At 61.4% G+C, this 24,194-nt stretch carries 18 protein-coding genes; 12 read left to right on the top strand and 6 right to left on the bottom strand.

Annotated features, from left to right (window positions below):
- Positions 1-172 precede the first annotated feature (172 nt).
- Positions 173-2,350, bottom strand: a complete 2,178-nt coding sequence (locus C1X29_RS17955) for a malate synthase G (RefSeq protein WP_102718013.1) — start codon at positions 2,348-2,350, stop codon at positions 173-175.
- A 454-nt stretch (positions 2,351-2,804) separates the two neighbouring features.
- Between C1X29_RS17955 and C1X29_RS17950 the strand changes: the two genes are divergently transcribed.
- Complete coding sequence (locus tag C1X29_RS17950; RefSeq protein WP_011336250.1) at positions 2,805-3,323, top strand: glycine cleavage system protein R; 519 nt, start codon at positions 2,805-2,807, stop codon at positions 3,321-3,323.
- A 223-nt stretch (positions 3,324-3,546) separates the two neighbouring features.
- On the opposite strand, the gene rarD is transcribed toward C1X29_RS17950, so the two are convergent.
- The 5 genes from rarD to C1X29_RS17925 all read right to left on the bottom strand — a co-directional run bounded on the left by rarD (position 3,547) and on the right by C1X29_RS17925 (position 9,126).
- On the bottom strand, positions 3,547-4,434 hold the full coding sequence (gene rarD, locus C1X29_RS17945) for an EamA family transporter RarD (protein WP_007959831.1): 888 nt from the start codon (positions 4,432-4,434) through the stop codon (positions 3,547-3,549).
- A gap of 66 nt (positions 4,435-4,500) precedes the next feature.
- The gene (locus C1X29_RS17940) at positions 4,501-5,475 is read right to left on the bottom strand and encodes a serine/threonine protein kinase (protein WP_085609068.1); all 975 of its coding nucleotides are present in this window, start codon (positions 5,473-5,475) and stop codon (positions 4,501-4,503) included.
- Positions 5,476-5,591: 116 nt separating this feature from the next.
- Positions 5,592-7,493 carry a PhoX family phosphatase gene (locus C1X29_RS17935; RefSeq protein WP_102685707.1) on the bottom strand — a complete coding sequence of 634 codons (1,902 nt, stop codon included), beginning with the start codon at positions 7,491-7,493 and terminating at the stop codon, positions 5,592-5,594.
- 69 nt (positions 7,494-7,562) lie between these two features.
- On the bottom strand, positions 7,563-8,327 hold the full coding sequence (locus tag C1X29_RS17930; protein ID WP_102685706.1) for a TOBE domain-containing protein: 765 nt from the start codon (positions 8,325-8,327) through the stop codon (positions 7,563-7,565).
- Between the two features lie 58 nt (positions 8,328-8,385).
- The gene (locus C1X29_RS17925; RefSeq protein WP_102718012.1) at positions 8,386-9,126 is read right to left on the bottom strand and encodes a ComF family protein; all 741 of its coding nucleotides are present in this window, start codon (positions 9,124-9,126) and stop codon (positions 8,386-8,388) included.
- A 91-nt stretch (positions 9,127-9,217) separates the two neighbouring features.
- Between C1X29_RS17925 and bioB the strand changes: the two genes are divergently transcribed.
- The 11 genes from bioB (at position 9,218) to C1X29_RS17870 (ending at position 24,032) form a co-directional block, all read left to right on the top strand.
- Positions 9,218-10,273, top strand: a complete 1,056-nt coding sequence (gene bioB, locus C1X29_RS17920; protein WP_011336244.1) for a biotin synthase BioB — start codon at positions 9,218-9,220, stop codon at positions 10,271-10,273.
- A 171-nt stretch (positions 10,274-10,444) separates the two neighbouring features.
- Positions 10,445-11,623 carry an 8-amino-7-oxononanoate synthase gene (gene bioF / locus C1X29_RS17915; protein ID WP_102685704.1) on the top strand — a complete coding sequence of 393 codons (1,179 nt, stop codon included), beginning with the start codon at positions 10,445-10,447 and terminating at the stop codon, positions 11,621-11,623.
- Positions 11,616-12,347: an alpha/beta fold hydrolase gene (locus tag C1X29_RS17910; RefSeq protein WP_102685703.1), complete on the top strand. Its 732-nt coding sequence runs from the start codon at positions 11,616-11,618 to the stop codon at positions 12,345-12,347. Before bioF ends, C1X29_RS17910 begins: the two co-directional genes overlap by 8 nt.
- Positions 12,340-13,146: a malonyl-ACP O-methyltransferase BioC gene (gene bioC / locus C1X29_RS17905; RefSeq protein WP_102685702.1), complete on the top strand. Its 807-nt coding sequence runs from the start codon at positions 12,340-12,342 to the stop codon at positions 13,144-13,146. The genes C1X29_RS17910 and bioC overlap by 8 nt, the downstream gene beginning before the upstream one ends.
- On the top strand, positions 13,143-13,823 hold the full coding sequence (gene bioD, locus C1X29_RS17900) for a dethiobiotin synthase (protein ID WP_007959854.1): 681 nt from the start codon (positions 13,143-13,145) through the stop codon (positions 13,821-13,823). Before bioC ends, bioD begins: the two co-directional genes overlap by 4 nt.
- 106 nt (positions 13,824-13,929) lie before the next feature.
- Positions 13,930-14,226, top strand: a complete 297-nt coding sequence (locus C1X29_RS17895) for a pyrroloquinoline quinone biosynthesis protein PqqE (RefSeq protein WP_085612954.1) — start codon at positions 13,930-13,932, stop codon at positions 14,224-14,226.
- A 275-nt stretch (positions 14,227-14,501) separates the two neighbouring features.
- The gene (locus C1X29_RS17890; protein ID WP_102685701.1) at positions 14,502-16,307 is read left to right on the top strand and encodes a phenylacyl-CoA dehydrogenase; all 1,806 of its coding nucleotides are present in this window, start codon (positions 14,502-14,504) and stop codon (positions 16,305-16,307) included.
- Between the two features lie 260 nt (positions 16,308-16,567).
- The gene (locus tag C1X29_RS17885) at positions 16,568-18,682 is read left to right on the top strand and encodes a cytochrome-c peroxidase (protein WP_102718011.1); all 2,115 of its coding nucleotides are present in this window, start codon (positions 16,568-16,570) and stop codon (positions 18,680-18,682) included.
- A 210-nt stretch (positions 18,683-18,892) separates the two neighbouring features.
- On the top strand, positions 18,893-20,182 hold the full coding sequence (locus C1X29_RS17880; protein ID WP_007959861.1) for a GGDEF domain-containing protein: 1,290 nt from the start codon (positions 18,893-18,895) through the stop codon (positions 20,180-20,182).
- 90 nt (positions 20,183-20,272) lie between these two features.
- Positions 20,273-22,069 (top strand): acyl-CoA dehydrogenase C-terminal domain-containing protein, encoded by a 1,797-nt coding sequence (locus C1X29_RS17875; RefSeq protein WP_102718010.1) that lies wholly within the window; start codon positions 20,273-20,275, stop codon positions 22,067-22,069.
- A 184-nt stretch (positions 22,070-22,253) separates the two neighbouring features.
- Positions 22,254-24,032: an acyl-CoA dehydrogenase C-terminal domain-containing protein gene (locus tag C1X29_RS17870; protein WP_102718009.1), complete on the top strand. Its 1,779-nt coding sequence runs from the start codon at positions 22,254-22,256 to the stop codon at positions 24,030-24,032.
- Positions 24,033-24,194 lie beyond the last annotated feature (162 nt).

Below are 24,194 nucleotides of genomic sequence, written 5' to 3'. Positions count from 1 at the left end.
GTATCAAGCCTGTAAAAGGTGTAAACGATGTCCCCGGTCTAATGTGTAAAGGATGTACCGGTCTCTACAGTGAGGGGGCGATCCAAAGCCCTTCACCAATCTCAAATTCACGAGCACAAAAAAAGCCCTGATCAAAAGATCAGGGCTTTTTCATGTCTGGCATCAGCGCAGGTTACAGGCCGTTGGCAGCCTTGAACTCGCGACGACGACGGTGCAGGACCGGCTCGGTATAGCCGTTCGGCTGTTTGGTGCCCTCGATCACCAGTTCGACCGCCGCCTGGAAGGCGATGTTGCTGTCGAAGTTCGGGGCCAGCGGACGGTACAGCGGGTCGTTGGCGTTCTGACGGTCAACCACCGGCGCCATGCGCTTGAGGCTTTCCATCACTTGCGCTTCGGTCACCACGCCGTGGCGCAGCCAGTTGGCGATGTGCTGGCTGGAAATACGCAGCGTCGCACGGTCTTCCATCAGGCCGACGTCATTGATGTCCGGCACTTTCGAGCAACCCACGCCCTGGTCGATCCAGCGCACCACGTAACCGAGAATGCCCTGGGCGTTGTTGTCCAGTTCGTTCTTGATCTGCTCCGGGGTCCAGTTCGGGTTGACCGCCAGCGGGATGGTCAGGATGTCATCGACCGAAGCGCGGGCACGTTTGGCCAGCTCGGCCTGACGGGCGAACACGTCGACCTTGTGGTAGTGCAGCGCGTGCAGCGCAGCGGCGGTCGGCGACGGAACCCAGGCAGTGTTGGCGCCGGCCAGCGGGTGAGCGATTTTCTGTTCGAGCATCGCCGCCATCAGGTCGGGCATCGCCCACATGCCTTTACCGATTTGCGCACGACCTTGCAGGCCGGTGCTCAGACCGATATCGACGTTCCAGTTCTCGTAGGCGCCGATCCATTTCTCGGCCTTCATGTCAGCCTTGCGCACCATCGGGCCGGCTTCCATGGAGGTGTGGATTTCGTCGCCGGTGCGGTCGAGGAAACCGGTGTTGATGAACACCACGCGCTCGCTGGCCGCCTGGATGCAGGCCTTGAGGTTGACCGTGGTACGGCGTTCCTCGTCCATGATCCCGACTTTCAGGGTGTTGCGCTTGAGGCCCAGCACGTCTTCGATGCGACCGAACAGCTCGTTGGTGAACGCCGCTTCTTCCGGGCCGTGCATCTTCGGTTTGACGATGTAGACGGAACCGGTGCGGGTGTTCTTGCGCGAAGTGTTGCCGTTCAGGTTGTGCATCGCCGCGAGGCAAGTCACCAGACCGTCGAGGATGCCTTCCGGCACTTCGTTGCCGTGCTTGTCGAGGATCGCGTCGATGGTCATCAGGTGACCGACGTTACGCACGAACAACAGCGAGCGGCCGTGCAGGGTCAGCTCGCTGCCGTCGACCTTGGTGTAGGTGCGATCCGGGTTCATGGTGCGGGTAAAGGTCTGGCCGCCCTTGGGAACGGATTCCGCCAGGTCGCCCTTCATCAGGCCGAGCCAGTTGCGGTAGATCACAACCTTGTCGTCGGCATCGACAGCCGCCACCGAGTCTTCGCAGTCCATGATGGTGGTCAGCGCTGCTTCCATCAGGATGTCTTTGACGCCGGCGGCATCGGTCTGGCCAACCGGGGTGCTGGCATCGATCTGGATTTCGAAATGCAGGCCGTTGTTCTTCAGCAGGATCGCGATCGGCGCATTGGCGTCGCCCTGGAAGCCGATCAACTGAGCTTCGTTGCGCAGGCCGCTGGTGCTGCCGCCCTTGAGGGTGACCACCAGTTTGCCGTCAGCGATCTTGTAGCCGGTGGAATCGACGTGGGAGCCGGTCGCCAATGGCGCGGCTTCGTCGAGGAACGCACGGGCGAAGGCGATGACTTTGTCGCCACGCACCTTGTTGTAGCCTTTGCCTTTTTCCGCGCCGCCGGCTTCGCTGATGGCGTCGGTGCCGTACAGGGCGTCGTACAGCGAACCCCAGCGGGCGTTCGAGGCGTTGAGGGCGAAGCGGGCGTTCATCACCGGAACCACGAGTTGCGGGCCGGCGGTACGGGCGATTTCGTCATCGACATTTTGCGTCGTTGCCTGGAAATCAGCCGCTTCTGGCAGCAGATAACCGATCTCTTGCAGGAAGGCTTTATAGGCCACGGCGTCGTGCGGCTGACCGGCACGGCTCTGGTGCCAGCCATCGATACGAGCCTGGAAGTCATCGCGTTTGGCGAGTAGGGCTTTGTTCTTTGGCGCCAGGTCGTGAATGACCTTGTCGGCACCTTCCCAGAATTTGTCGGCGGTGAGGCCGGTACCGGGAATGGCTTCGTTGTTCACGAAGTCGAACAGGACTTTGGCGACCTGCAGGCCACCGACTTGAACGTGTTCAGTCATTGCTTGCCTCACTCTGCTCAGCTATTTCGCTTTTCAGCTCTTCAATTTAACAATGAAGCCTCTGGCCACTTAAACCACAAACCCCTCGACCAGTACATGCCATCGCTGGCGGCTGGGCTGGGACCAATCAACGGCTTGGGGGCCTTGCTGACGGGGCTTTCAGGGTTGCGAACGTGCCTTGGGCAGACATCGATCCAACGTTATGTAGTGCGCGCTGCGGCATACTACATGATGAGTTGCGGTTGTGAAAATCAGACTAATTACGTCGTTCTGCGACCCCATGACGCATTGCGGTCACGGCGCGGAACGGGATGTTCTCAAAAAACCAATGGATTGTTCCAGTTAAATATAAAAAGTTGTACACGATTTGTGATTTCGAGCGTCTGAGGCGTCTGTCGAACGCTTGCCTATACTTGCTTTTCTATAACAAAAGTCATGACAAGAGGGCTGCGCCATGGATCACCTCGTACTCACCGTCTTCGCACCGGACAAGCCCGGGCAGGTCGAGCGCATCGCCCAATGTATCGCCGAACACGGCGGCAACTGGCTGGAAAGCCGCATGTCACGCATGGCAGGGCAGTTCGCCGGGATCCTGCGGGTCGGCGTGCCGGCGGAGGCTTACGACGAATTAGTCGATGCCCTACAAGCTTTGTCGGCTCAGGGGATTCGCGTGCTGGTGGCCGAAAGCGGTATCGAGCAGGCCTGCACCTGGAAGCCGATCGCCATGGAGCTGGTGGGCAATGATCGTCCGGGCATCGTGCGTGACATCACCCGGTTGCTGAGCGAGCAGGGCGTAAACCTGGAGCGGCTGGTGACCGAGGTGCGCCCGGCACCGATGAGCAGCGAGCCGCTGTTCCACGCCGAGGCGATTCTGGCGGTGCCGCTGACCCTGTCGCTGGACGTGCTGCAATCGCGCCTGGAAACCCTGGCCGATGACTTGATGGTGGAATTGGTGCTGCGCACCGACCTGTGAAGAGGGATCGGGTTATCCAGTTTAAACGTGCACCTGCCTGTGGATAACCTGTAGAGACTGACCGCCAGGCCACGTCCGCCGTGGCTTGGCGAAGATTGATCAAAAAAACGCCAGCATTCAGTGACTTGCGCACAAACGGCGGGGATCACGCTGTGGATAACCTTGGGAAGGAACGATACAGGCCACGAGAACCGTGGCCTGTGGAGGTTTGTGCGTTTTTTGATCAGCTGCGCCGGCGCAGGCTCAGCCACGCATCGACGCTGTAGACCGCCAGACCGGCCCAGATAAACATGAAGGCGATCAGCGTGCTGGACGACAAGTGCTCGCCGAACAGCAACACGGCTTGCAGCAGCACCAAAGTAGGCGCCAGGTATTGCAGGAAACCGAGGGTGGTGTAGGGCAGATGCCGCGCCGCCGCGTTGAAGCAGACCAGCGGCACCAGCGTCACCGGACCGGCCGCCACCAGCCACCAGGCTTCGGAAGTGGTCCAGAACTCGGCCTGGGCACTGGTTGCGGTCGGATTGAACAACAGCCACGCGAGAGCGATCGGCACCAGCATCCAGGTCTCCACCACCAGCCCCGGCAACGCCTTGACCGGCGCCTGCTTGCGGATCAGCCCGTAGAAACCGAAGGTCAGCGCCAGCACCAGCGACACCCACGGCAGGCTGCCGACCTGCCACACCTGCTGCGCCACGCCGACCGCCGCCAGACCGACCGCCAGCCACTGCATGCGCCGCAGGCGTTCGCCAAGGATCAGCATGCCCAGCAGCACATTCACCAGCGGGTTGATGTAGTAACCGAGGCTCGCTTCCAGCATCCGGCCGTTATTCACCGACCAGACGTAGGTCAGCCAGTTGGCCGCGATCAAGGTGCCGCTGAGCGCAAGAATCGCCAAGCGTTTCGGGTTGTCGCGCAGCTCCTGCCACCAGCCGGGATGCTTCCACACCATCAACAGCAGCGCGCCGAACAGCGCCGACCACAGCACCCGGTGGATGATGATTTCCACCGCCGGCACTTCGGCGATGGCTTTGAAGTAGAGCGGGAACAGTCCCCAGATAATGTAGGCGCTAAGGCCCAGAATGTACCCGCGACGCGGGTTGGCGGCTTGCATGCAGAATCCTTGCTTAGGCAGCTAACAAAGCAGCGATTGTACGGGCAGTTGTATAGACGTGTCGTGTCAGAAAAGCTTCAACGGCTCTTCGTTCAGCGCCGACAGTTGCTCACGCAACGCCAGCACCTGATCGCCCCAGTACCGCTCGCTGCCGAACCACGGAAAGCTGCGGGGGAACGCCGGATCGTCCCAGCGTCGGGCCAGCCACGCGCTGTAATGCATCAGGCGCAGGGCGCGCAGCGGTTCGATCAGCGCCAGTTCACGCGGGTCGAAGTCATGGAATTCGTTGTAGCCGTCCATCAATTCCGACAACTGTCCCAGACAATCCTGACGATCGCCGGCGAGCATCATCCAGATGTCCTGTACCGCCGGCCCCATGCGGCAGTCGTCGAGGTCGACGATGTGGAACATCTCGTCGCGGCACATCATGTTGCCGGGGTGGCAATCGCCGTGCATGCGGATGTTCTGGTGCGGCGTGTTGGCGTAGACGTCTTCCACACGCTTGAGCAGGTCGCGGGCGACGGACTCGTAGGCCGGCAGCAGGCTTTTCGGTATGAAGTTGCCTTCCAGCAAAGTGGTCAGCGAGTCATGGCCGAAGTTCTTCACCGCCAGTGCTTCGCGGTGTTCGAACGGTTTGGTGCCGCCGACCGCGTGCATGCGCCCGAGCAACTGGCCGAGGCGATACAACTGGTCGAGATTGCCCGGCTCCGGCGCCCGGCCACCACGACGGGGAAACAGGGTGAAACGAAAACCGGCGTGTTCGTGCAGGGTTTCACCGTTGTGGATCAACGGCGCCACCACCGGGATTTCGACGTCGGCCAGTTCGAAGGTGAACTGGTGTTCTTCCAGGATTGCTTCGTTGGTCCAGCGCTGCGGGCGATAGAACTTGGCGATCAGCGGTTCCGAGTCTTCGATGCCGACCTGATAGACGCGGTTTTCATAACTGTTGAGCGCCAGAATGCGCGCGTCGCTCAGGAAGCCGATGCTTTCGACGGCATCGAGCACGAGGTCTGGGGTGAGGGTTTCAAACGGGTGGGCCATGCTGACTCCTGCGCGCAGCAGGCTGCCGCGTCCGGCTCAGCATGGTAGCGCAGACGGGCTGTCTTGAGTGGGATCGTTCCCGTGCAGCGCACGGGAACGATCAGAGCGTCGTCAGATCAGGCGCCGACGATCCCGCCATCCTCACGGGTAATCGCCATCACCGATGAGCGTGGCTTGCCGTTCGGCAAATGCTCGGGGAAGGTCGAACCGCCGTTCTCGCCCGGGTGCTGAATCCCGACGAACAGGGTTTTCTGATCCGGCGAGAAACTGATCCCGGTGACTTCACACCCGATCGGCCCGACCATGAACCGGCGAATCTCACCGGTTGCAGGATCGGCGCAGAGCATCTGGTTGTTGCCCATCCCGGCGAAATCACCGGCGTTGCTCGAGTCGCCGTCGGTGAGAATCCACAACCGTCCGGCCTTGTCGAAACCGAGGCCGTCGGGGCTGTTGAACATGTTCTGCGGCGTGATATTCGACGAACCACCCTTCGGCGTACCGGCATGGACGCCCGGGTTGCCGGCGACCACGAACAGATCCCAGGCGAAGGTCTTCGCCGCGTGATCGTCGCGGTCGGTGCGCCAGCGCAGGATCTGACCGTAGACGTTCTTCTCGCGCGGGTTCGGGCCGCCCACCGGTTGGCCGTCTTCGCCGCGTTTGGCGTTGTTGGTCAGGGTGCAATAAACCTGGCCGTCTTTCGGGCTGACCACAATCCACTCCGGACGGTCCATGCGCGTGGCGCCGACCACACTGGCTGCCAGACGCGCGTGAATCAGCACTTCGGCCTGATCGGCGAAACCGCTGCTGGCGTCGATGCCGTTCTTGCCGTGGGTCAGTTCGATCCACTGGCCCTGGCCTTTCGGGTGATCCGGATTGCCGTCGCCGGCATCGAACTTGGCCACGTACAGCGTGCCGTGATCGAGGATGTCGCGGTTGGCCTTGGCGTTGCGGTGGTTGATCTTGTCGCGGCTGACGAATTTGTAGATGAACTCGCCGCGTTCGTCGTCGCCCATGTACACCACGGCGCGACCGTCGTCGGTCTCGGCCAGTGCGGCGTTTTCATGTTTGAAGCGGCCCAGCGCGGTGCGTTTGACCGGGGTTGATTGCGGGTCGAACGGATCGATTTCCACGACCCAGCCGTGACGGTTGAGTTCGTTCGGGTTCTTCGCCATGTCGAAGCGCGGATCGAACGGATGCCAGTTGATCTCGCGGCTGGCGGCCGACACGCCGTAGCGTTTCTGCGCCGGGTCGAACTGTTGCTGGGCGTTGCTGCTGCCGAAGCAGTCGGTGAAGTTTTCTTCGCAGGTCAGATAGGTGCCCCACGGCGTCTTGCCGTTGGCGCAGTTCTGGAAGGTGCCGAGAACTTTCTTGCCGTGCTTGTCGGCGCTGGTTTTCATCAGCTCGTGGCCGGCAGCCGGGCCGCTGAGGCGGATCGGCGTGTTGCCGTGGATGCGCCGGTTGTAGCGCGAGCCCTGGACGAACTGCCACTGGCCGTTCTTGCGCTGCACCTCAATCACCGACACGCCTTCGCAGGCCAGGGCCTTGCGCACGTCCTCGGCCGATTGCGGCATGCCGCCGTGCGGATAGAGGTAGCGGTAGTTGGTGTATTCGTTGTTGATCGCCATCAACGCACGGTTTTTCTCGCCCGGGAATTCAAACAGGCTCATCCCGTCGTTGTTGTCGCCAAACTGCACTTCCTGCGCAGCCGCTGTGCCGTTGCCGCTCGGGTCGAAGGCCGGGCCGTTCTTTTGCAGCGGCTGGCCCCAGCTGATCAGCACCGACGACTTGTAGCCCTTGGGCAGGCTGATGGTGTCGGTGGTGGCCGCCGGAATGCTGTCGAAGCCGAGCAGACGGCTGTTGCCGGCGCTGACACTGGCGGCCAGTACGCTGCGGCTCAGCAGGTTGCCGCCGAGGAACATCGCCGCGCCGCACAGCGCGCCGGCGCTGATGAAACCGCGACGGCTCAGGCCGACTATTTTTTCCAGGTCTGTGGATTGGTTTTCTTCTAATAGGCTCACATCAGGCTCCCTGCATGGTTTTGGCAGCCACCTTAATGCGGGTCGATGACGCTTTCGTTGCAGCGCTGTTTAGAGCGGTGTTCCGAGCAGCACATTGGACGGAGAAAACTGCACTTGCAACGGTTGCTCGACCGTCAGGCCTCGGGTGCGCAAGTCCAGCGGTTCGGCCAGCGCACACAGGGTCTGGCCATTGGGCAGGGCGATGCGCACTTCGCTCGGGCCGTCCTCGGCGTCGAGAATCGCCTCGATCCGGCCGCTCAAAAGGTTGTGGCCGACGGCAGGCGTGGCCTCTGGCGCGAGCAATTCGAGCCAGCCGGCCTTGATCAGCGCCACCACTTCGGTGCCCGGTTGCAGCTCCAGATGCACGGTGCTGTCGTGGGTGATCTGCGCGTCGATCGACAGACCTTCGGCGAGTTCGAGGCGGATCAGGTCGTTGCGGCCCTGACCTTCGATCAGCACGACTTTGCCGTGCAGTTGATTGCGCGCGCTGGTCCTGAGCATCAGCCGACCGAGCAGGTCCAGATCGCTGGCGTCCTCGGCTGCTTCCAGTACTTGAGCCTGCAAGGCTTGCAGCTTTTGATAGAGGCGCAGCACTCGCTCGCCTTCGCTCGACAGTTTGGCGCCACCGCCACCCTTGCCGCCGACCGCGCGCTCGACCAGAGGCTTTTGCGCGAGGTTGTTCAGCTCATCGATGGCATCCCACGCCGCCTTGTAACTCAGACCGGCGCTTTTTGCGGCGCGGGTGATCGAACCCTGTTCGGCGATGTGTTGCAGCAAGGCGATGCGCTGCGGACGGCGGACGATGTGCTGGGACAACAGGGTGGGCAGGGACATGGCGGACGCTTTGTGCTGAAGGGTTGAGGGAGGACGTTGGCGGCTCGGGACGTATCCGTCAAGCCGCGTCGCCGGGTTTTGGCGTGCGGGCCAGGCAGTACACATCCACCCGCGCGGCGCCGGCGTCCATCAGCAAACGGGCCAGTGCCTGAGCGGTGGCGCCGGTGGTCAGCACGTCGTCGACAAGGGCCAGGTGCCGGCCTTTCATCTTTGCATCGGGGCTCAAGGCGAAGGCGTGACGCAGATTGCGTTTACGCGCCTTGGCGTTCAGGGCCTGCTGGGCGTCGGTATCCTGCACGCGCAAAAGGCTGTGTTCCTCGCAAGGCAGGTCGAGTGACTTGCCCAGCCACTGCGCCAGCATCGCCGCTTGATTGAAGCCGCGCTGGCGCAGGCGTTTTGGTGCGAGCGGCACTGGCAGCAATGCGTCCGGGCGAGGCAGGTCTTCTTCGAAGCGATGTTGCAGGAACTCGCCGAGAACGTCGGCGAGCAAGTGGCCAAGCGGCCATTTGGCGTTGTGCTTGAAGCGGGTGATCAGCGTGTCCACCGGAAAGCTGTAAGTCCATGGCACGGCCACCTGTTCAAAGGCCGGTGGATCGTTCAGGCAGCCCCCACAGGTCAGGCCGCCAGCTGGCAAGGGCAGGGCGCAGGTCAGGCATTGATCGCCCAGCCACGGCAGATCGGTTTCGCAGGCGGTGCAGATCGGGATTTGCGCGTCTGCCGGTTCATCGCACAATAAACAGTTCTGTTTGTTTTTTAACCAGATGTAAACCGGCCTTTCGTAGTGTGGTTGACAGCGCATGACTCTTCCTTAAATATGCCGAACATCCGTGTCGTGCCTGTGGGTATTCCGTTTCCCCAGGCGCCAGCCAAGCATAACCAAGGAAACGCCCATGAGCGCCAGCACCACTGCCACCCTGCGTCACGACTGGACTTTGGCCGAAGTCAAAGCACTCTTCGTTCAGCCATTCAACGACTTGCTGTTCCAGGCGCAGACGGTGCACCGCGCGCATTTCGACGCCAACCGCGTCCAGGTTTCCACCCTGCTGTCGATCAAGACCGGTGCCTGCCCGGAAGATTGCAAATATTGTCCGCAGTCCGGTCACTACAACACCGGGCTGGAAAAAGAAAAGCTGATGGAAGTGCAGAAGGTCCTCGAAGAGGCTGCCCGCGCCAAGGCCATCGGTTCGACCCGTTTCTGCATGGGCGCGGCGTGGAAGCACCCGTCGGCCAAGGACATGCCGTACGTGCTGAAGATGGTCGAAGGCGTGAAGGCCATGGGCCTGGAAACCTGCATGACCCTCGGTCGTCTCGATCAGGATCAGACCGAAGCGCTGGCCAAGGCCGGGCTCGACTACTACAACCACAACCTCGACACCTCGCCGGAGTTCTACGGCAGCATCATCACCACCCGCACCTATGCCGAGCGTCTGCAGACCCTGGCGTACGTGCGCGACGCGGGGATGAAGATCTGCTCCGGCGGCATCCTCGGCATGGGCGAGTCCCTCGATGACCGCGCCAACCTGCTGATCCAGCTGGCCAACCTGCCGGAGCATCCGGAGTCGGTGCCGATCAACATGCTGGTGAAAGTCGCCGGTACGCCGCTGGAAAATGCCGACGACGTCGATCCGTTCGACTTCATCCGCATGCTCGCCGTGGCGCGCATCCTCATGCCGCAATCCCACGTGCGCCTGTCTGCCGGCCGCGAAGCGATGAACGAGCAGATGCAGGCCCTGGCGTTCTTCGCCGGCGCCAACTCGATCTTCTACGGCGACAAACTGCTGACCACCGCCAACCCGCAGGCCGACAAGGACATGCAGCTGTTCGCACGTCTGGGCATTCAGCCGGAAGCCCGCGAAGAGCATGCCGACGAAGTCCACCAGGCCGCCATCGAGCAGGCGCTGGTGGAGCAGAAGAGCAGCGAGCAGTTCTACAACGCGGCGGTCTGAAACTCGCCCCGATTTGCTGAAGGAACACTCCCCTGTGGGAGCTGGCTTGCCAGCGATAGCGGACTGACAGTCGACACTGATGTTGAATGTGGCGCCGCCATCGCTGGCAAGCCAGCTCCCACAAGGTCGGTGTCCATCCTGATTCATGTGATTTGACTGTTCGAGGCTTGCATGTCTTTCGATCTCGCCGCACGCCTTGCTGCCCGTCGTGCCGACAATCTCTATCGCCAGCGACCGCTGCTTGAAAGCCCACAAGGGCCGCAAGTGGTGGTCGACGGTCAGCCGTTGCTGGCGTTCTGCAACAACGATTACCTGGGCCTGGCCAATCATCCGCAAGTGATCGAAGCCTGGCGCGCCGGTGCGTCGAAGTGGGGCGTCGGCGGCGGTGCCTCGCATCTGGTGATCGGCCACAGCGGCCCGCATCACGCGCTTGAAGAGGCTTTGGCGGATCTCACCGGACGGCCGCGTGCGCTGTTGTTCACCACCGGTTACATGGCCAACCTTGGCGCGGTCACCGCATTGGTCGGGCAGGGCGATACGGTGCTGGAAGACCGGCTCAACCATGCGTCTTTGCTGGATGCCGGATTGTTGTCCGGCGCGCGCTTCAATCGTTATCTGCACAACGACGCCGACAGCCTCGCCAAGCGTCTGGAGAAAGCCACCGGCAATACGCTGGTGGTCACTGACGGCGTGTTCAGCATGGACGGCGACCTCGCCGATCTGCCGGCGCTGGCCCGGGAAACCAAGGCCAAAGGTGCGTGGCTGATGGTTGACGACGCTCACGGTTTCGGTCCGCTGGGGACAAACGGTGGCGGAATCGTCGAGCATTTCGGTTTGAGCCAGGAGGATGTGCCGGTGCTGGTCGGCACGCTCGGCAAAGCGTTCGGTACGGCGGGTGCGTTCGTCGCCGGCAGTGAGGAGCTGATCGAAAGCCTTATCCAGTTCGCCCGTCCGTACATCTACACCACCAGCCAGCCGCCGGCGCTGGCCTGCGCGACCTTGAAGAGCCTCGAACTGCTGCGCAGCGAGCACTGGCGTCGAGAGCATCTGCAAACGCTGATCCGCCAGTTCCGCTATGGCGCCGAGCAGATAGGTCTGGAACTGATGGACAGCTTCACGCCGATTCAGCCGATCCTGATCGGCGATGCCGGTCGCGCTGTGCGTCTGTCGCAGATGCTGCGCGAGCGTGGGCTGATGGTCACCGCGATCCGCCCGCCGACCGTGCCTGCCGGCAGCGCGCGGTTGCGGGTGACGCTGACCGCTGCCCACAGCGAGGCGCAGGTGCAGCTATTGTTAGAAGGACTGGCCGATTGCTTTGCGCAACTCAAGTCGGAGCCAAGCCATGCGTGATCGCCTGATTCTGCTACCGGGTTGGGGCCTCGGCGTTTCGCCGCTGGAGCCGCTGGTCGCTGCGTTGCGCGGACTCGACGAACACCTGCAGGTCGACATCGAGCCGTTGCCGGAGCTGGACTCCAGCGATCTGCAAGACTGGCTCGACGAGCTCGATGAGCGCATCTCCGAAGATACCTGGCTCGGTGGCTGGTCACTGGGAGGCATGCTCGCGTCCGAGCTGGCGGCGCGGCGTGGCGAACATTGCTGCGGCTTGCTGACCCTGGCGAGCAATCCTTCGTTTGTCGCCCATGAACAGTGGCCGAGCGCGATGCCCGGCGAGACCTTCGATGCGTTTCTGGCCGGCTGCAGCGTCGATCCGCGCACGACCCTCAAACGATTCTCTCTGCTGTGCGCCCAGGGCGCGCAAGACGCGCGCGGCTTGTCGCGGCTGTTGCTCGGCGGCGCGCCGAATACCTCGCCGGCCGCGTTGATGGCCGGTCTGGAATTGTTGGCGCAGATCGATACGCGCGAAGCCTTGCAGGCGTTTCGTGGCCCGCAATTGCATCTGTTCGGCGGGCTGGACGGGTTGGTGCCGGCGGAGGCCGCGGGTGAGCTGTTCGCGTTGCTGGCAGATGTCGAGGTCGGTCTGATCGAGCAGGCCAGCCATGCGTTTCTTCTGGAAGATCCCCACGGTGTAGCGGGTGCGATCCAGGCGTTTTTAAGTGAGTGCGGTGATGACTGATTTGTCTGTTGCGGCGTTGCCCGGCGGCTTGCCTGACAAGCGCCAGGTCGCGGCTTCTTTTTCTCGTGCAGCGGCCAGCTATGACAGCGTCGCCGAGTTGCAGCGTGATGTCGGTACGCAGTTGATGAATCGCTTGCCGGCGGATTTTCGGCCGGCACGCTGGCTGGATCTGGGTTGCGGCACCGGGTATTTCACTCGGGCACTGGCCGAGCGATTTGGTGAGGGGCTGGCGCTGGATATCGCTGAGGGCATGCTCAATCACGCGCGGCCGTTGGGCGGGGCCACGCACTTCATTGCTGGCGATGCCGAACGTTTACCGTTGCAGGATTCTACGTGTGATCTGATCTTCTCCAGCCTCGCCGTGCAGTGGTGCGCGGACTTTGAAGCTGTGCTCGGCGAAGCGTTTCGGGTGCTGAAACCGGGGGGGATTTTCGCGTTTGCTAGTCTTTGTGCAGGGACGCTGTACGAATTGCGCGACAGCTGGCGTCAGGTCGATGGTCTGGTGCACGTCAACCGCTTCCGCGAGTTCGCCCGCTACGAGCAATTGTGCGCGGCCAGTGGTTTGCGCAGTGTTTGTCTGGAGAACCGGCCGCATGTGCTGCATTACCCGGATGTGCGCAGCCTGACCCATGAACTCAAGGCCCTGGGTGCGCATAACCTGAACCCCGGCCGGCCGGGCGGATTGACCGGTCGGGCGCGGATTCTGGGGCTGGTCGAAGCCTATGAGCAGTTCCGTCAGCCGCAGGGCTTGCCGGCGACTTATCAGGTGGTCTACGCCGTGTTGGAGAAACCCTTATGAGCGCAGCCTATTTCATCACCGGAACCGACACTGACGTTGGCAAGACCACCGTCGCCGCCGGGTTGCTGCACGCTGCGCGGTCGGCGGGGCTGAGTACGGCGGCGGGCAAACCGGTGGCGTCCGGTTGTGTGGTGACGCCCAGAGGTTTGCGCAATTCCGATGCGCTGGCGTTGCAGGCCGAATGCTCGTTGCCGCTGACGTATCAACAGGTCAACCCGGTGGCGTTCGAGCCGGCGATCGCGCCGCATCTGGCAGCGCGCGAGGCGGGTGTGGCGCTGACCGTGCAATCGTTGCTGGCGCCGATGCGCGAGATTCTGGCCATGAATGCCGACTTCACGCTGATCGAAGGCGCGGGCGGCTGGCGGGTGCCGTTGGCGGATCAGGACAATCTGTCGGATCTGGCGATTGCGCTGAAGCTGCCTGTGATTCTGGTGGTCGGCGTGCGTCTGGGTTGCATCAGCCATGCGTTGCTGACGGCCGAGGCGATTGCCCGGGACGGGCTGCAACTGGCGGGATGGGTGGCGAATATCATTGATCCGAAGACGTCGCGGCTGGAGGAAAACCTGGCGACACTGGCCGAGCGGATTCCGGCGCCGTGCCTGGGGCGGGTGCCGAAACTCAAGGCGGTCAGCGCCGAAGCGGTCGCCGATCACTTGCAACTGGATCTGCTCGACTGATTTTGGCTATGACAAGGCACTGTGCCATTAGTGTTTTTGACGGGTGTTTTTCTGATGCCTCTGGTTCAATGGCACCCATTGATCCTTCCCAAGGATGAGAGCTCCCATGGAAATCTCCGGAAACACAGCTTTTTATGCAGGTCTGAGCACCATTCAGACCGGGCAGAACCGCGTCGATCAGGCCGCCAGCCAGATCGCCAGCAGCACCATCGAGCGTTCGGTTACCAGCCAGTCTTCGGAAGTACAGGTCGATCGTCTGCGTTCCGTGGATCGCGCCCAGCAATCGGACCTGTCGAGCAACATGGTCGAGATGGCTCAAGGCAAGTTTCAGGCGGAACTGGGTGTGAAAGTCGCCAAGGCATCCGATGAAATGCTCGGTACGATCATCGATACGTTTGCCTGATTTTTTGATCTGCGCTTTGCCAGACGCCGCGACTGTTCGCGGCGTTTTTCGTTGTAAGTCCTTCTCCCTCAACTAATCTTTTTTCAGTGCACATGGCTCGGTCGGGCGTATGTCGTGTTGCTGTGTCCGGCGTTCGGAAAATGTGATGACGAATGGCAAAAGAACGACGCTTGACAAGATTTCGGCGTAAACGTATGTTTCAAACAACTGTTTGACCGTCACAACAAATCAACGCGGTCGTTCATTCCCGGTTACATCAGCAGAGGTTTATCGCTATGCCTGACTACAAGGCCCCCTTGCGTGATATTCGCTTCGTTCGTGACGAACTGCTCGGCTACGAAGCGCACTATCAGAGCCTTCCAGCGTGTGCAGAGGCAACGCCGGACATGGTTGACGCCATTCTCGAAGAGGGCGCCAAGTTTTGTGAGCAGGTGCTGGCACCGCTGAACCGCGTGGGTGACACCGAAGGCTGCACCTGGAGCGAGTCCGGCGTGAAAACCCCGACCGGCTTCAAAGAGGCCTACAAGCAATTCGTCGAAGGCGGCTGGCCAAGCCTGGCCCATGACGTCGAGCACGGCGGTCAAGGCCTGCCTGAGTCGCTGGGTCTGGCAGTCAGCGAAATGGTCGGCGAAGCCAACTGGTCCTGGGGCATGTACCCGGGCCTGTCGCACGGCGCGATGAACACCATCTCCGAGCACGGCACCCCAGAACAGCAAGAAGCCTATCTGACCAAACTGGTCTCCGGTGAGTGGACCGGCACCATGTGCCTGACCGAGCCGCACTGCGGCACCGACCTGGGCATGCTGCGCACCAAGGCCGAACCTCAGGCCGACGGTTCCTACAAAGTTTCCGGCACCAAGATCTTCATCTCGGCCGGTGAACACGACATGGCCGACAACATCGTCCACATCGTGCTGGCCCGCCTGCCGGACGCACCGGCCGGCACCAAAGGCATTTCCCTGTTCATCGTTCCGAAGTTCATGCCAAACGCTGACGGTACTGTTGGTGCACGCAACGCCGTGACCTGTGGTTCGATCGAACACAAGATGGGCATCCACGGCAACGCGACCTGCGTGATGAACTTCGACGGCGCGACCGGTTTCCTGATCGGCCCGGCGAACAAAGGCCTGAACTGCATGTTCACCTTCATGAACACCGCACGTCTGGGTACCGCGCTGCAAGGTCTGGCCCACGCCGAAATCGGCTTCCAGGGCGGCCTGAAATACGCTCGCGATCGCCTGCAAATGCGTTCCCTGACTGGCCCGAAAGCGCCGGACAAGGCCGCTGACCCGATCATCGTTCACCCAGACGTACGCCGCATGCTGTTGACCATGAAGGCATTCGCCGAAGGCAACCGTGCGATGGTGTACTTCACCGCCAAGCAGGTCGACATCGTCAAATACGGCGTGGACGAAGAAGAGAAGAAGAAAGCCGACGCACTGCTGGCCTTCATGACTCCGATCGCCAAAGCGTTCATGACCGAAGTCGGTTTCGAATCCGCCAACCACGGCGTACAGATCTACGGCGGCCACGGCTTCATCGCCGAGTGGGGCATGGAGCAGAACGTTCGCGACAGCCGCATCTCGATGCTGTACGAAGGCACCACCGGTATCCAGGCACTCGACCTGCTGGGCCGTAAAGTGCTGATGACTCAAGGCGAGGCTCTGAAAGGCTTCACCAAGATCGTCCACAAGTTCTGCCAGAACAACGAAGGCAACGAAGCCGTCAAAGAATTTGTCGCACCGTTGGCTGCACTGAACAAAGAGTGGGGCGAACTGACCATGAAGGTCGGTATGGCCGCCATGAAAGATCGCGAAGAAGTCGGCGCGGCCTCCGTGGACTACCTGATGTACTCCGGTTACGCCTGCCTGGCCTACTTCTGGGCTGACATGGCGCGTCTGGCCGCTGAAAAACTGGCTGCCGGCACCACCGACGAGGCGTTCTACACCGCCAAGCTGCAAACCGCGCGCTTCTACTTCCAGCGCATCCTGCCGCGTACCCGTACGCACGTGGCCACCATGCTGTCGGGCGCCAACAACCTGATGGATATGAAAGAAGAAGACTTCGCACTGGGCTACTAAGCCTTAACGCAGTCTTTCAAAAAACCGCTGCTCCTTCGGGGGCAGCGGTTTTTTTGTGCCCGGATTTCCCCAATCCCGGGGCTGATTCCCCAGCATTGATGACAGCTCCGCTCAGCTGAACCGCTGTGCTTATTGATTCAAGATGTTTCCAGAAGAGTGGCCAATTAATTGCACTGCCCGATTTACCGGTGCTAACCAGAACTGCCTGCTCAAAGAAGCAAGACGCCCGGCACTTAACAACAACAGTCAGGGTGAAGCCTATGAACATCAGTCGACTCGCTCGTTTGACCTTCTGGTTACCTGTTGCGCTATCAGTCCAAAGCGCATGGGCCGCCGACCCCGCCGAAGTCGATCCTCCCGTGCCGGAGGTTCCCTCGCTGCAATCGTTGCGCGGGATGGTGCCCCCCGATCCGTCCGGGACAGAAGGAGGTCGAAAGGTCGACTTGATGACCGACTACGTGCTCAATCGCCAGGCTGCGATTTTGCTGGGCAAGGCGTTGTTCTGGGACATGGAGATCGGCAGCGACGGCTCCACGGCATGCGCTTCCTGCCACTACCACGCCGGCGTCGACCACCGCATCACCAACCAGCTCAACCCCGGCCAGGCCCATACCAACGCCAATGTCGCGTCGATCTTCAACAAGCCGTTTGTAGCCTCGGACATTCCCGGTGATGTGGCGTCCTACGCGACGTTGTCCGGAGGCAAGGGCGGCCCGAACTACACGCTGAAGAAAACTGACTTCCCGACCCACGTGCTGAGCAATCCGCTGGAGCGCAACTCGCCCATCGTGTACTCGACGGACGATGTGGTCGGCTCGCAAGGCGTGTTCGACGCCAACTTCGTCAAACCCAATCAGGCGCGTTTCGACAAATGTACTCAGCAGCCGGACGGTATTTTCCAGGTCGGTGGCATCAACGTGCGTCGCAGCACCGGGCGCAACGCGCCGTCGGTAATCAATGCCGCGTTCAACGTGCGCAACTTCTGGGACGGTCGGGCCAATAACGTCTTCAACGGTTTCTCGCCGTTCGGCAATCGCGATCCGGATGCCGGGATCTACGTGACCAGCGAACGCAGTACGGTCGCCACCAAAGTGCGGCTGGCGCTCAACGATGCGTCTGCCGCCTCGCAAGCCGTCGGCCCGCCCGGCAGCCCGGTGGAAATGTCCTGCGGTGGCCGTACCTTTGCCGACATCGGTCGCAGGATGCTCGACACGTTGATGCTCAAGCAGCAACGAATTTCGTCTACCGACTCGGTGCTGGCTCCGGTATCCGGCGCGCGGCGGCCAACCTACCGCGAGCTGATCAAGAACGCCTTCCAGCCCCGGCTGTGGAACGCCACGCAAAACGTTCTGGTGGGCGGCGCGCCGTATACCCAGATGGAGGCCAACTTCCCGCTGTTCTTCGGTCTGGCGATCCAGATGTATGAGGCGACGCTGGTGTCCGATCAGGCGCCGATCGATGCCTACCTGCAGGGCGATCACACCGCGATGAACGCGCAACAGGTCGAGGGCATGAACCTGTTTCTCGGCAAGGGCAAATGCGTCAATTGCCACGGCGGGCCGGAGTTGACCAACGCCGCCAGCCGCCTGCTGATGCATCCGCGCGAACGCATCGAACGCATGGTGATGGCCGACAACCTGACCACCCTTTACGACAACGGCTTCTACAACACCGGTGTGCGTCCGACTTCGGAAGACCTGGCCCTCGGCGGTGCGGATGCGTGGGGCAATCCATGGTCGTTCACCCGTCAGTACAACACCGTGTTGCAGGGCGGCCGTTCGGTGGATCCGCTGGACGTCGATGTCTGCACGTTCGAGGCTCCGCTGAGCGCGGCGAATCCGTGCGATGCCACGCTCAAGCCGAATGTCGGTTTCCGCGATTCGGTCGATGGCGCGTTCAAGACGCCGACCCTGCGCAACATCGCCCTGACCGGCCCGTATTTCCACAACGGCAGCCGCTCGACGCTTAAACAGGTGATGGAGTTCTACAACCGTGGCGGTGACCGGCGCGGCGAAGACGCCAACAACACCAGCGGCTTCGAGCATCCGGCGGTGAACCAGCACAACACTTCCAACCTCGATCCGGACATGACGGCGCTGAACCTGACGCCCGATGAAATCGACGCGCTGGTGAAATTCATGGAGTTCGGCCTGACCGATCCGCGCGTGGCCTGGGAACGCGCACCGTTCGATCATCCATCGCTGGTGATCCCGCAGGGCCATATCGGCGACGAGAATGCCGTGACCCAGCGCCCGGCCAGTCCGAAAGTCACGACCCGTCAGGCGATGGACGCATCGCTCAATCTCAAGCCTTACGGTGCTGAAGGCCGGCCGGCGGCAGAGGGGCCATTGCAGCCGTTCTACAACGATCTCTGAGCAGAAAAACGCACCATGGCCATCAAAGATGATGGCCATGGTGGCCGTCTAGCGACCATTGCATAAAAAACCTGACTAAATCCCTCAGCAACTGCAGATTTCGGCCGTTAAAGAGACAGCCTGTGATCTGGATCACATTGTGTGTGCTTAACTGGCCACATTGCAGGCACAATGCCATCTCTTTGCCATGACGGGTCGGAGCTTTTACCCTTGCCGCGTTCTTCCGCTGTACGTTTCAGTCATTTCCTACCTTCACTGCTGTTGTTGCTCGCGGGGTTGGCGGCTGCGTACGTCAAAGACCTCAACGTGTTCTTCACCTCGCTGTTTAACGTGTTGCCGACCTTGGTGCTGCTGTTGGGCGGTTCGTACTGTGCGGTTTACCGACGCCAGCGCGAGCTGTTTCTGATGGTCACGGTGTACATCGCCTACTTCCTGCTCGACACCCAGACCGACTATTACCGCGACAACGGCAAGGTTCGCGAAGACGCGGCCGTGGTGTTCCACCTGGTCTGTCTGCTATTGCCGCTGTTGTTCGGACTATTCGCCGCGTGGCAGGAGCGCACGCACCTGTTCCAGGACATGGTCGCGCGCTTCGCAGTGCTGCTGGCATTTGGCAGCGTGGCGCTGGGGCTTGAGCAAAGTTATCCGCAGGCGTTGCTGATGTGGCTTTCCGAGATCCGCTGGCCGGCGCTGCATGGCGCATGGATGAGCCTGATCCAGTTGTCGTATCCGGTGTTCATCTCGGCGTTTCTGTTGCTGGCCTGGCAATACTGGCGCAACCCGCGTCCGCTGCACGCGGCGCAACTGGTGGGGTTGCTCGGGGTGTTCTGGATGCTGCCGAAAACCTTCATCCTGCCGTTCACCCTGAACATCATGTGCAGCCAGGTCATGCTGATGATTGCTGCAGCGGTAGCGCATGAGGCTTATCAAATGGCCTTCCGCGACGAACTCACAGGCCTGCCGGGCCGCCGCGCACTCAACGAGCGCATGCAGCGACTGGGTCGCAACTATGTGCTGGCAATGAGCGACGTCGATCATTTCAAGAAATTCAACGACACCCACGGCCACGACGTTGGGGATCAGGTCTTGCGTCTGGTCGCCAGCAAGCTGTCCAAAATCAGCGGCGGCGGTAGGGCGTATCGCTACGGTGGTGAGGAATTCGCCCTGGTGTTTGCGGGCAAGACTCTTGAAGAGTGCATGCCGCATCTGGAAGTCATCCGTGAGTCGATTGCGTCCTACAACATCCAGCTGCGAAATCAGGAAAGTCGCCCGCAGGACGATCAGCAGGGCCGTCAGCGTCGCTCGGGTTCGGGCGCATCCAGCGTGTCGGTCACCGTCAGCATCGGCGTGGCCGAACGCCTGGAACAGCGCACCCCGGAAGAAGTGCTGAAATCCGCCGACCAAGCGCTCTATAGCGCCAAGGGTGCAGGGCGAAACTGTGTGATGGCATTCGGGCAGAACCGCCGTGGCGCGGTGCGCATGGACAACGCCGCAGGTTGAGTGATGACGGCGCATTCAGCGTCTGGACAGTGATTGTGGGGCAGGGTGGCCGGCAGTAGGTTGAAGCAATCTGCTGAAGGAGAAGCCACCATGCCCGAGTACAAAGCTCCCCTGCGCGACATGCGCTTTCTGATCGACCACGTCTTTGACTTCCACACTCAGTACGCGACCCTCGGCGCCCACGACGCCAGCCCGGACATGATCAACGCGATCCTCGACGAGGGCGCGAAGTTCTGTGAGAACGTTCTGGCACCGCTCAATCGCAGCGGCGACGAAGAGGGCTGCCATTTCGACAACGGCGTGGTGACAACGCCTACAGGCTTCAAGCAAGCCTTCGCACAATACGTGGAAGGTGGCTGGCACGGTCTGGCGGCAGATCCGGCTTACGGCGGCCAGGGCCTGCCAAGTTCGCTGGGGCTGGTGATCAGCGAAATGGTCGCCTCCAGCAACACTTCCTGGGGCATGTACCCGGGCCTGACCCACGGCGCCATGTCGGCGATCCACGCCCACGGCACCGAAGAACAGAAAGACACCTACCTGCGCAAACTCACTGCCGGCCAGTGGACCGGCACCATGTGCCTGACCGAAGCCCACTGCGGCACCGACCTGGGCATCATCAAGACCCGTGCTGTGCCCCAAGCCGACGGCAGTTATGCAGTGACCGGCAGCAAGATTTTCATCTCTGCCGGCGAGCACGACATGAGCGACAACATCATTCATCTGGTGTTGGCCAAACTGCCGGACGCACCGGCCGGGACCAAGGGGATTTCGCTGTTCATCGTGCCGAAATTTCTCCCGGACACATCCGGTGAGGCGGGCGAGCGCAACGGTGTTTCCTGCGGCTCGATCGAACACAAGATGGGCATCAAGGCCTCGGCCACCTGCGTGCTGAACTTCGACGACGCCAAAGGCTTCCTGATCGGCGAGCCGAACAAGGGCCTGAACTGCATGTTCACCATGATGAACCACGCGCGCCTCGGCACCGGAATGCAGGGCCTGTGTCTGGGCGAGGCGAGTTTCCAGGGCGCAATCAAATACGCCAACGATCGCCTGCAGATGCGTGCCCTGACCGGCGCCAAGGCCCCGGACAAACCGGCCGACCCGATCATCGTCCACCCGGACGTGCGGCGCATGTTGCTGACCATGAAAGCCTTCAACGAAGGCAACCGCGCGTTAACCTATTTCACCGCGCAGATGCTCGATGTCGCGCACCTGAGCCCGGACGCCGATGCGCTTCAGGAAGCCGAAGATCTGTCGGCGTTCCTGACCCCGATCTGCAAGGCGTTCATGACCGACACCGGGCTGGAAGTGACCAACCACGGCATGCAGGTGTTCGGTGGCCACGGATTTATCCGCGAGTGGGGCATGGAGCAGCTGGTTCGCGATTGCCGTATCGCACCGATCTACGAGGGTACCAACGGCATTCAGGCACTGGATCTGCTCGGGCGCAAAGTGCTGGGGAGCCAAGGCAAGCTGCTGCGCAACTTCACCAAAATCGTCCACAAGTTTTGCGCCGCCAACGCCGGGCATGCGCAACTGGGTGAATTTGTCGCGCAGCTTGATGGCCTCAACCAGCAGTGGGGCGACCTGACCATGAAGGTCGGTATGGCCGCGATGAAGAACCCGGATGAAGTCGGCGCCGCGTCGTCGGATTACCTGATGTACAGCGGTTACATCGTTCTCGGCTACCTGTGGCTGCGCATGGCGCTGGTTGCCCAGGCGCAGCTGGAGTCGGGCGAGGGGGACGGCGATTTCTGCCAGGGCAAACTGGCGACGTGCGAGTTTTACTTCAAGCGTCTGTTGCCGCGCACCGCGGCGCATCGTTCGGCGATCGAGGCGGGCAGCGATTGCCTGATGAAACTGCCGGCCCAGTTGTTCTCCCTGTAACACGCCACTGTTAAACAAAAGAGCCCGCAGATTGCGGGCTTCTTTATGGTTGATTGTCAGTGACTAAAAATAACAAAACAGTCACCGCCTGACCCTATGTGTCGCAAAAGTTGTTGGGTTACACTCCAGCTCAACGAAAACACCCTTCCACGAATCACCTGTTTAGATCTTTGCGAGGTTTGCCATGGCTGACTACAAAGCGCCGCTGCGCGATATGCGCTTCGTCCTCAATGAAGTGTTCGAAGTCGCCAAACTCTGGGCCGAACTGCCGGCCCTGGCCGAGACCGTGGACGCGGAAACTGTCGAAGCCATTCTCGAAGAGGCCGGCAAGGTCACCAGCAAAAGCATCGCGCCCCTGAGCCGAGCGGCCGACGAAGAAGGCTGCCACTGGGCCGACGGTTCCGTCACCACGCCGGCCGGTTTCCCACAGGCCTATCAGACTTATGCCGAAGGCGGCTGGGTCGGTGTTGGTGGTGATCCGGCTTACGGCGGCATGGGTATGCCAAAAGCTGTTTCCGCTCAAGTTGAAGAAATGGTCAACTCCGCCAGCCTGTCCTTCGGTCTGTATCCGATGCTGACCGCCGGCGCGTGCCTGTCGATCAATGCCCACGCCAGCGAAGAGCTCAAAGCCGCTTACCTGCCGAACATGTACGCCGGTGTCTGGGCCGGCTCCATGTGTCTGACCGAGCCGCATGCCGGCACCGACCTGGGCATCATCCGTACCAAGGCCGAGCCTCAGGCTGACGGTTCCTACAAGGTCAGCGGCACCAAGATCTTCATCACCGGCGGTGAGCACGACCTGACTGAAAACATCATCCACCTGGTGCTGGCCAAACTGCCGGACGCACCGGCGGGGCCGAAAGGCATTTCGCTGTTCCTGGTGCCGAAGTTCATGGTCAATGCCGATGGCAGCCTGGGCGCGCGCAACCCGGCGAACTGCGGTTCGATCGAACACAAGATGGGCATCCAGGCGTCCGCCACTTGCGTGATGAACTTCGACGAAGCGGTGGGTTACCTGGTCGGCGAGCCGAACAAGGGCCTGGCCGCGATGTTCACCATGATGAACTACGAGCGTCTGGGCGTCGGCATTCAGGGCCTGGCCACCGGCGAGCGTTCCTACCAGAACGCCATCGAATACGCCCGCGACCGCCTGCAGAGCCGCTCGCCGACTGGCGCGCAGAACAAGGACAAGGTCGCCGACCCGATCATCGTTCACCCGGACGTGCGTCGCATGTTGCTGACCATGAAAGCCTCGAACGAAGGCGGCCGTGCGTTCTCCACTTACGTGGCGATGCAACTCGATACCGCCAAGTTCAGTGAAGACGCCGCCACCCGTAAACGTGCGGAAGATCTGGTGGCGTTGCTGACGCCAGTGGCCAAGGCGTTCCTGACCGATCTGGGTCTGGAAACCACCGTCCACGGCCAGCAGATCTTCGGCGGCCACGGCTACATCCGCGAGTGGGGTCAGGAGCAACTGGTGCGTGACGTGCGCATCACCCAGATCTACGAAGGCACCAACGGCATTCAGGCGCTGGACCTGGTGGGTCGCAAGATCGTCGGCAGCGGCGGCGCGTTCTACAAACTGTTCGCCGACGAGATCCGCCATTTCACCGCGACCGCCAGTGCCGATCTGGGCGAGTTCACCAAGCCGCTGAATGACGCTGTCGACACTCTCGACGAGCTGACCTCGTGGCTGTTGGACCGGGCGAAAACCAACCCGAACGAAATCGGCGCGGCATCGGTCGAGTATCTGCAAGCGTTCGGCTACACCGCTTACGCCTACATGTGGGCACTGATGGCCAAGGCATCGCTGGGCAAAGAAGCGCAGGACGATTTCTATGCGAGCAAACTCGGCACGGCTCGGTTCTATTTCGCCCGTCTGCTGCCGCGGATTCACTCGCTGAGCGCGTCGGTCAAGGCCGGCAGCGAGTCGCTGTTCCTGCTGGACGCTGCGCAGTTCTGATGATGTAACGTCATGTAAGCGATCTCTTACATGACGTGCTGCTGTTCTCCCATAGGCGTAGATTGGATCCAGAGCTAATCTACTTTCCATGGACGTCGCGCAGGAAGCGCAAAGCAACAACACGGACACGTAGGATTCTGCCAGGGTGGCGGAGTGAAATGG

The organism is Pseudomonas sp. GW456-12-10-14-LB2 (genome assembly GCF_002884345.1).
In the GTDB taxonomy this organism is placed as follows: domain Bacteria; phylum Pseudomonadota; class Gammaproteobacteria; order Pseudomonadales; family Pseudomonadaceae; genus Aquipseudomonas; species Aquipseudomonas paraglycinae.
This window is presented reverse-complemented; position numbering and strand designations above follow the sequence as displayed.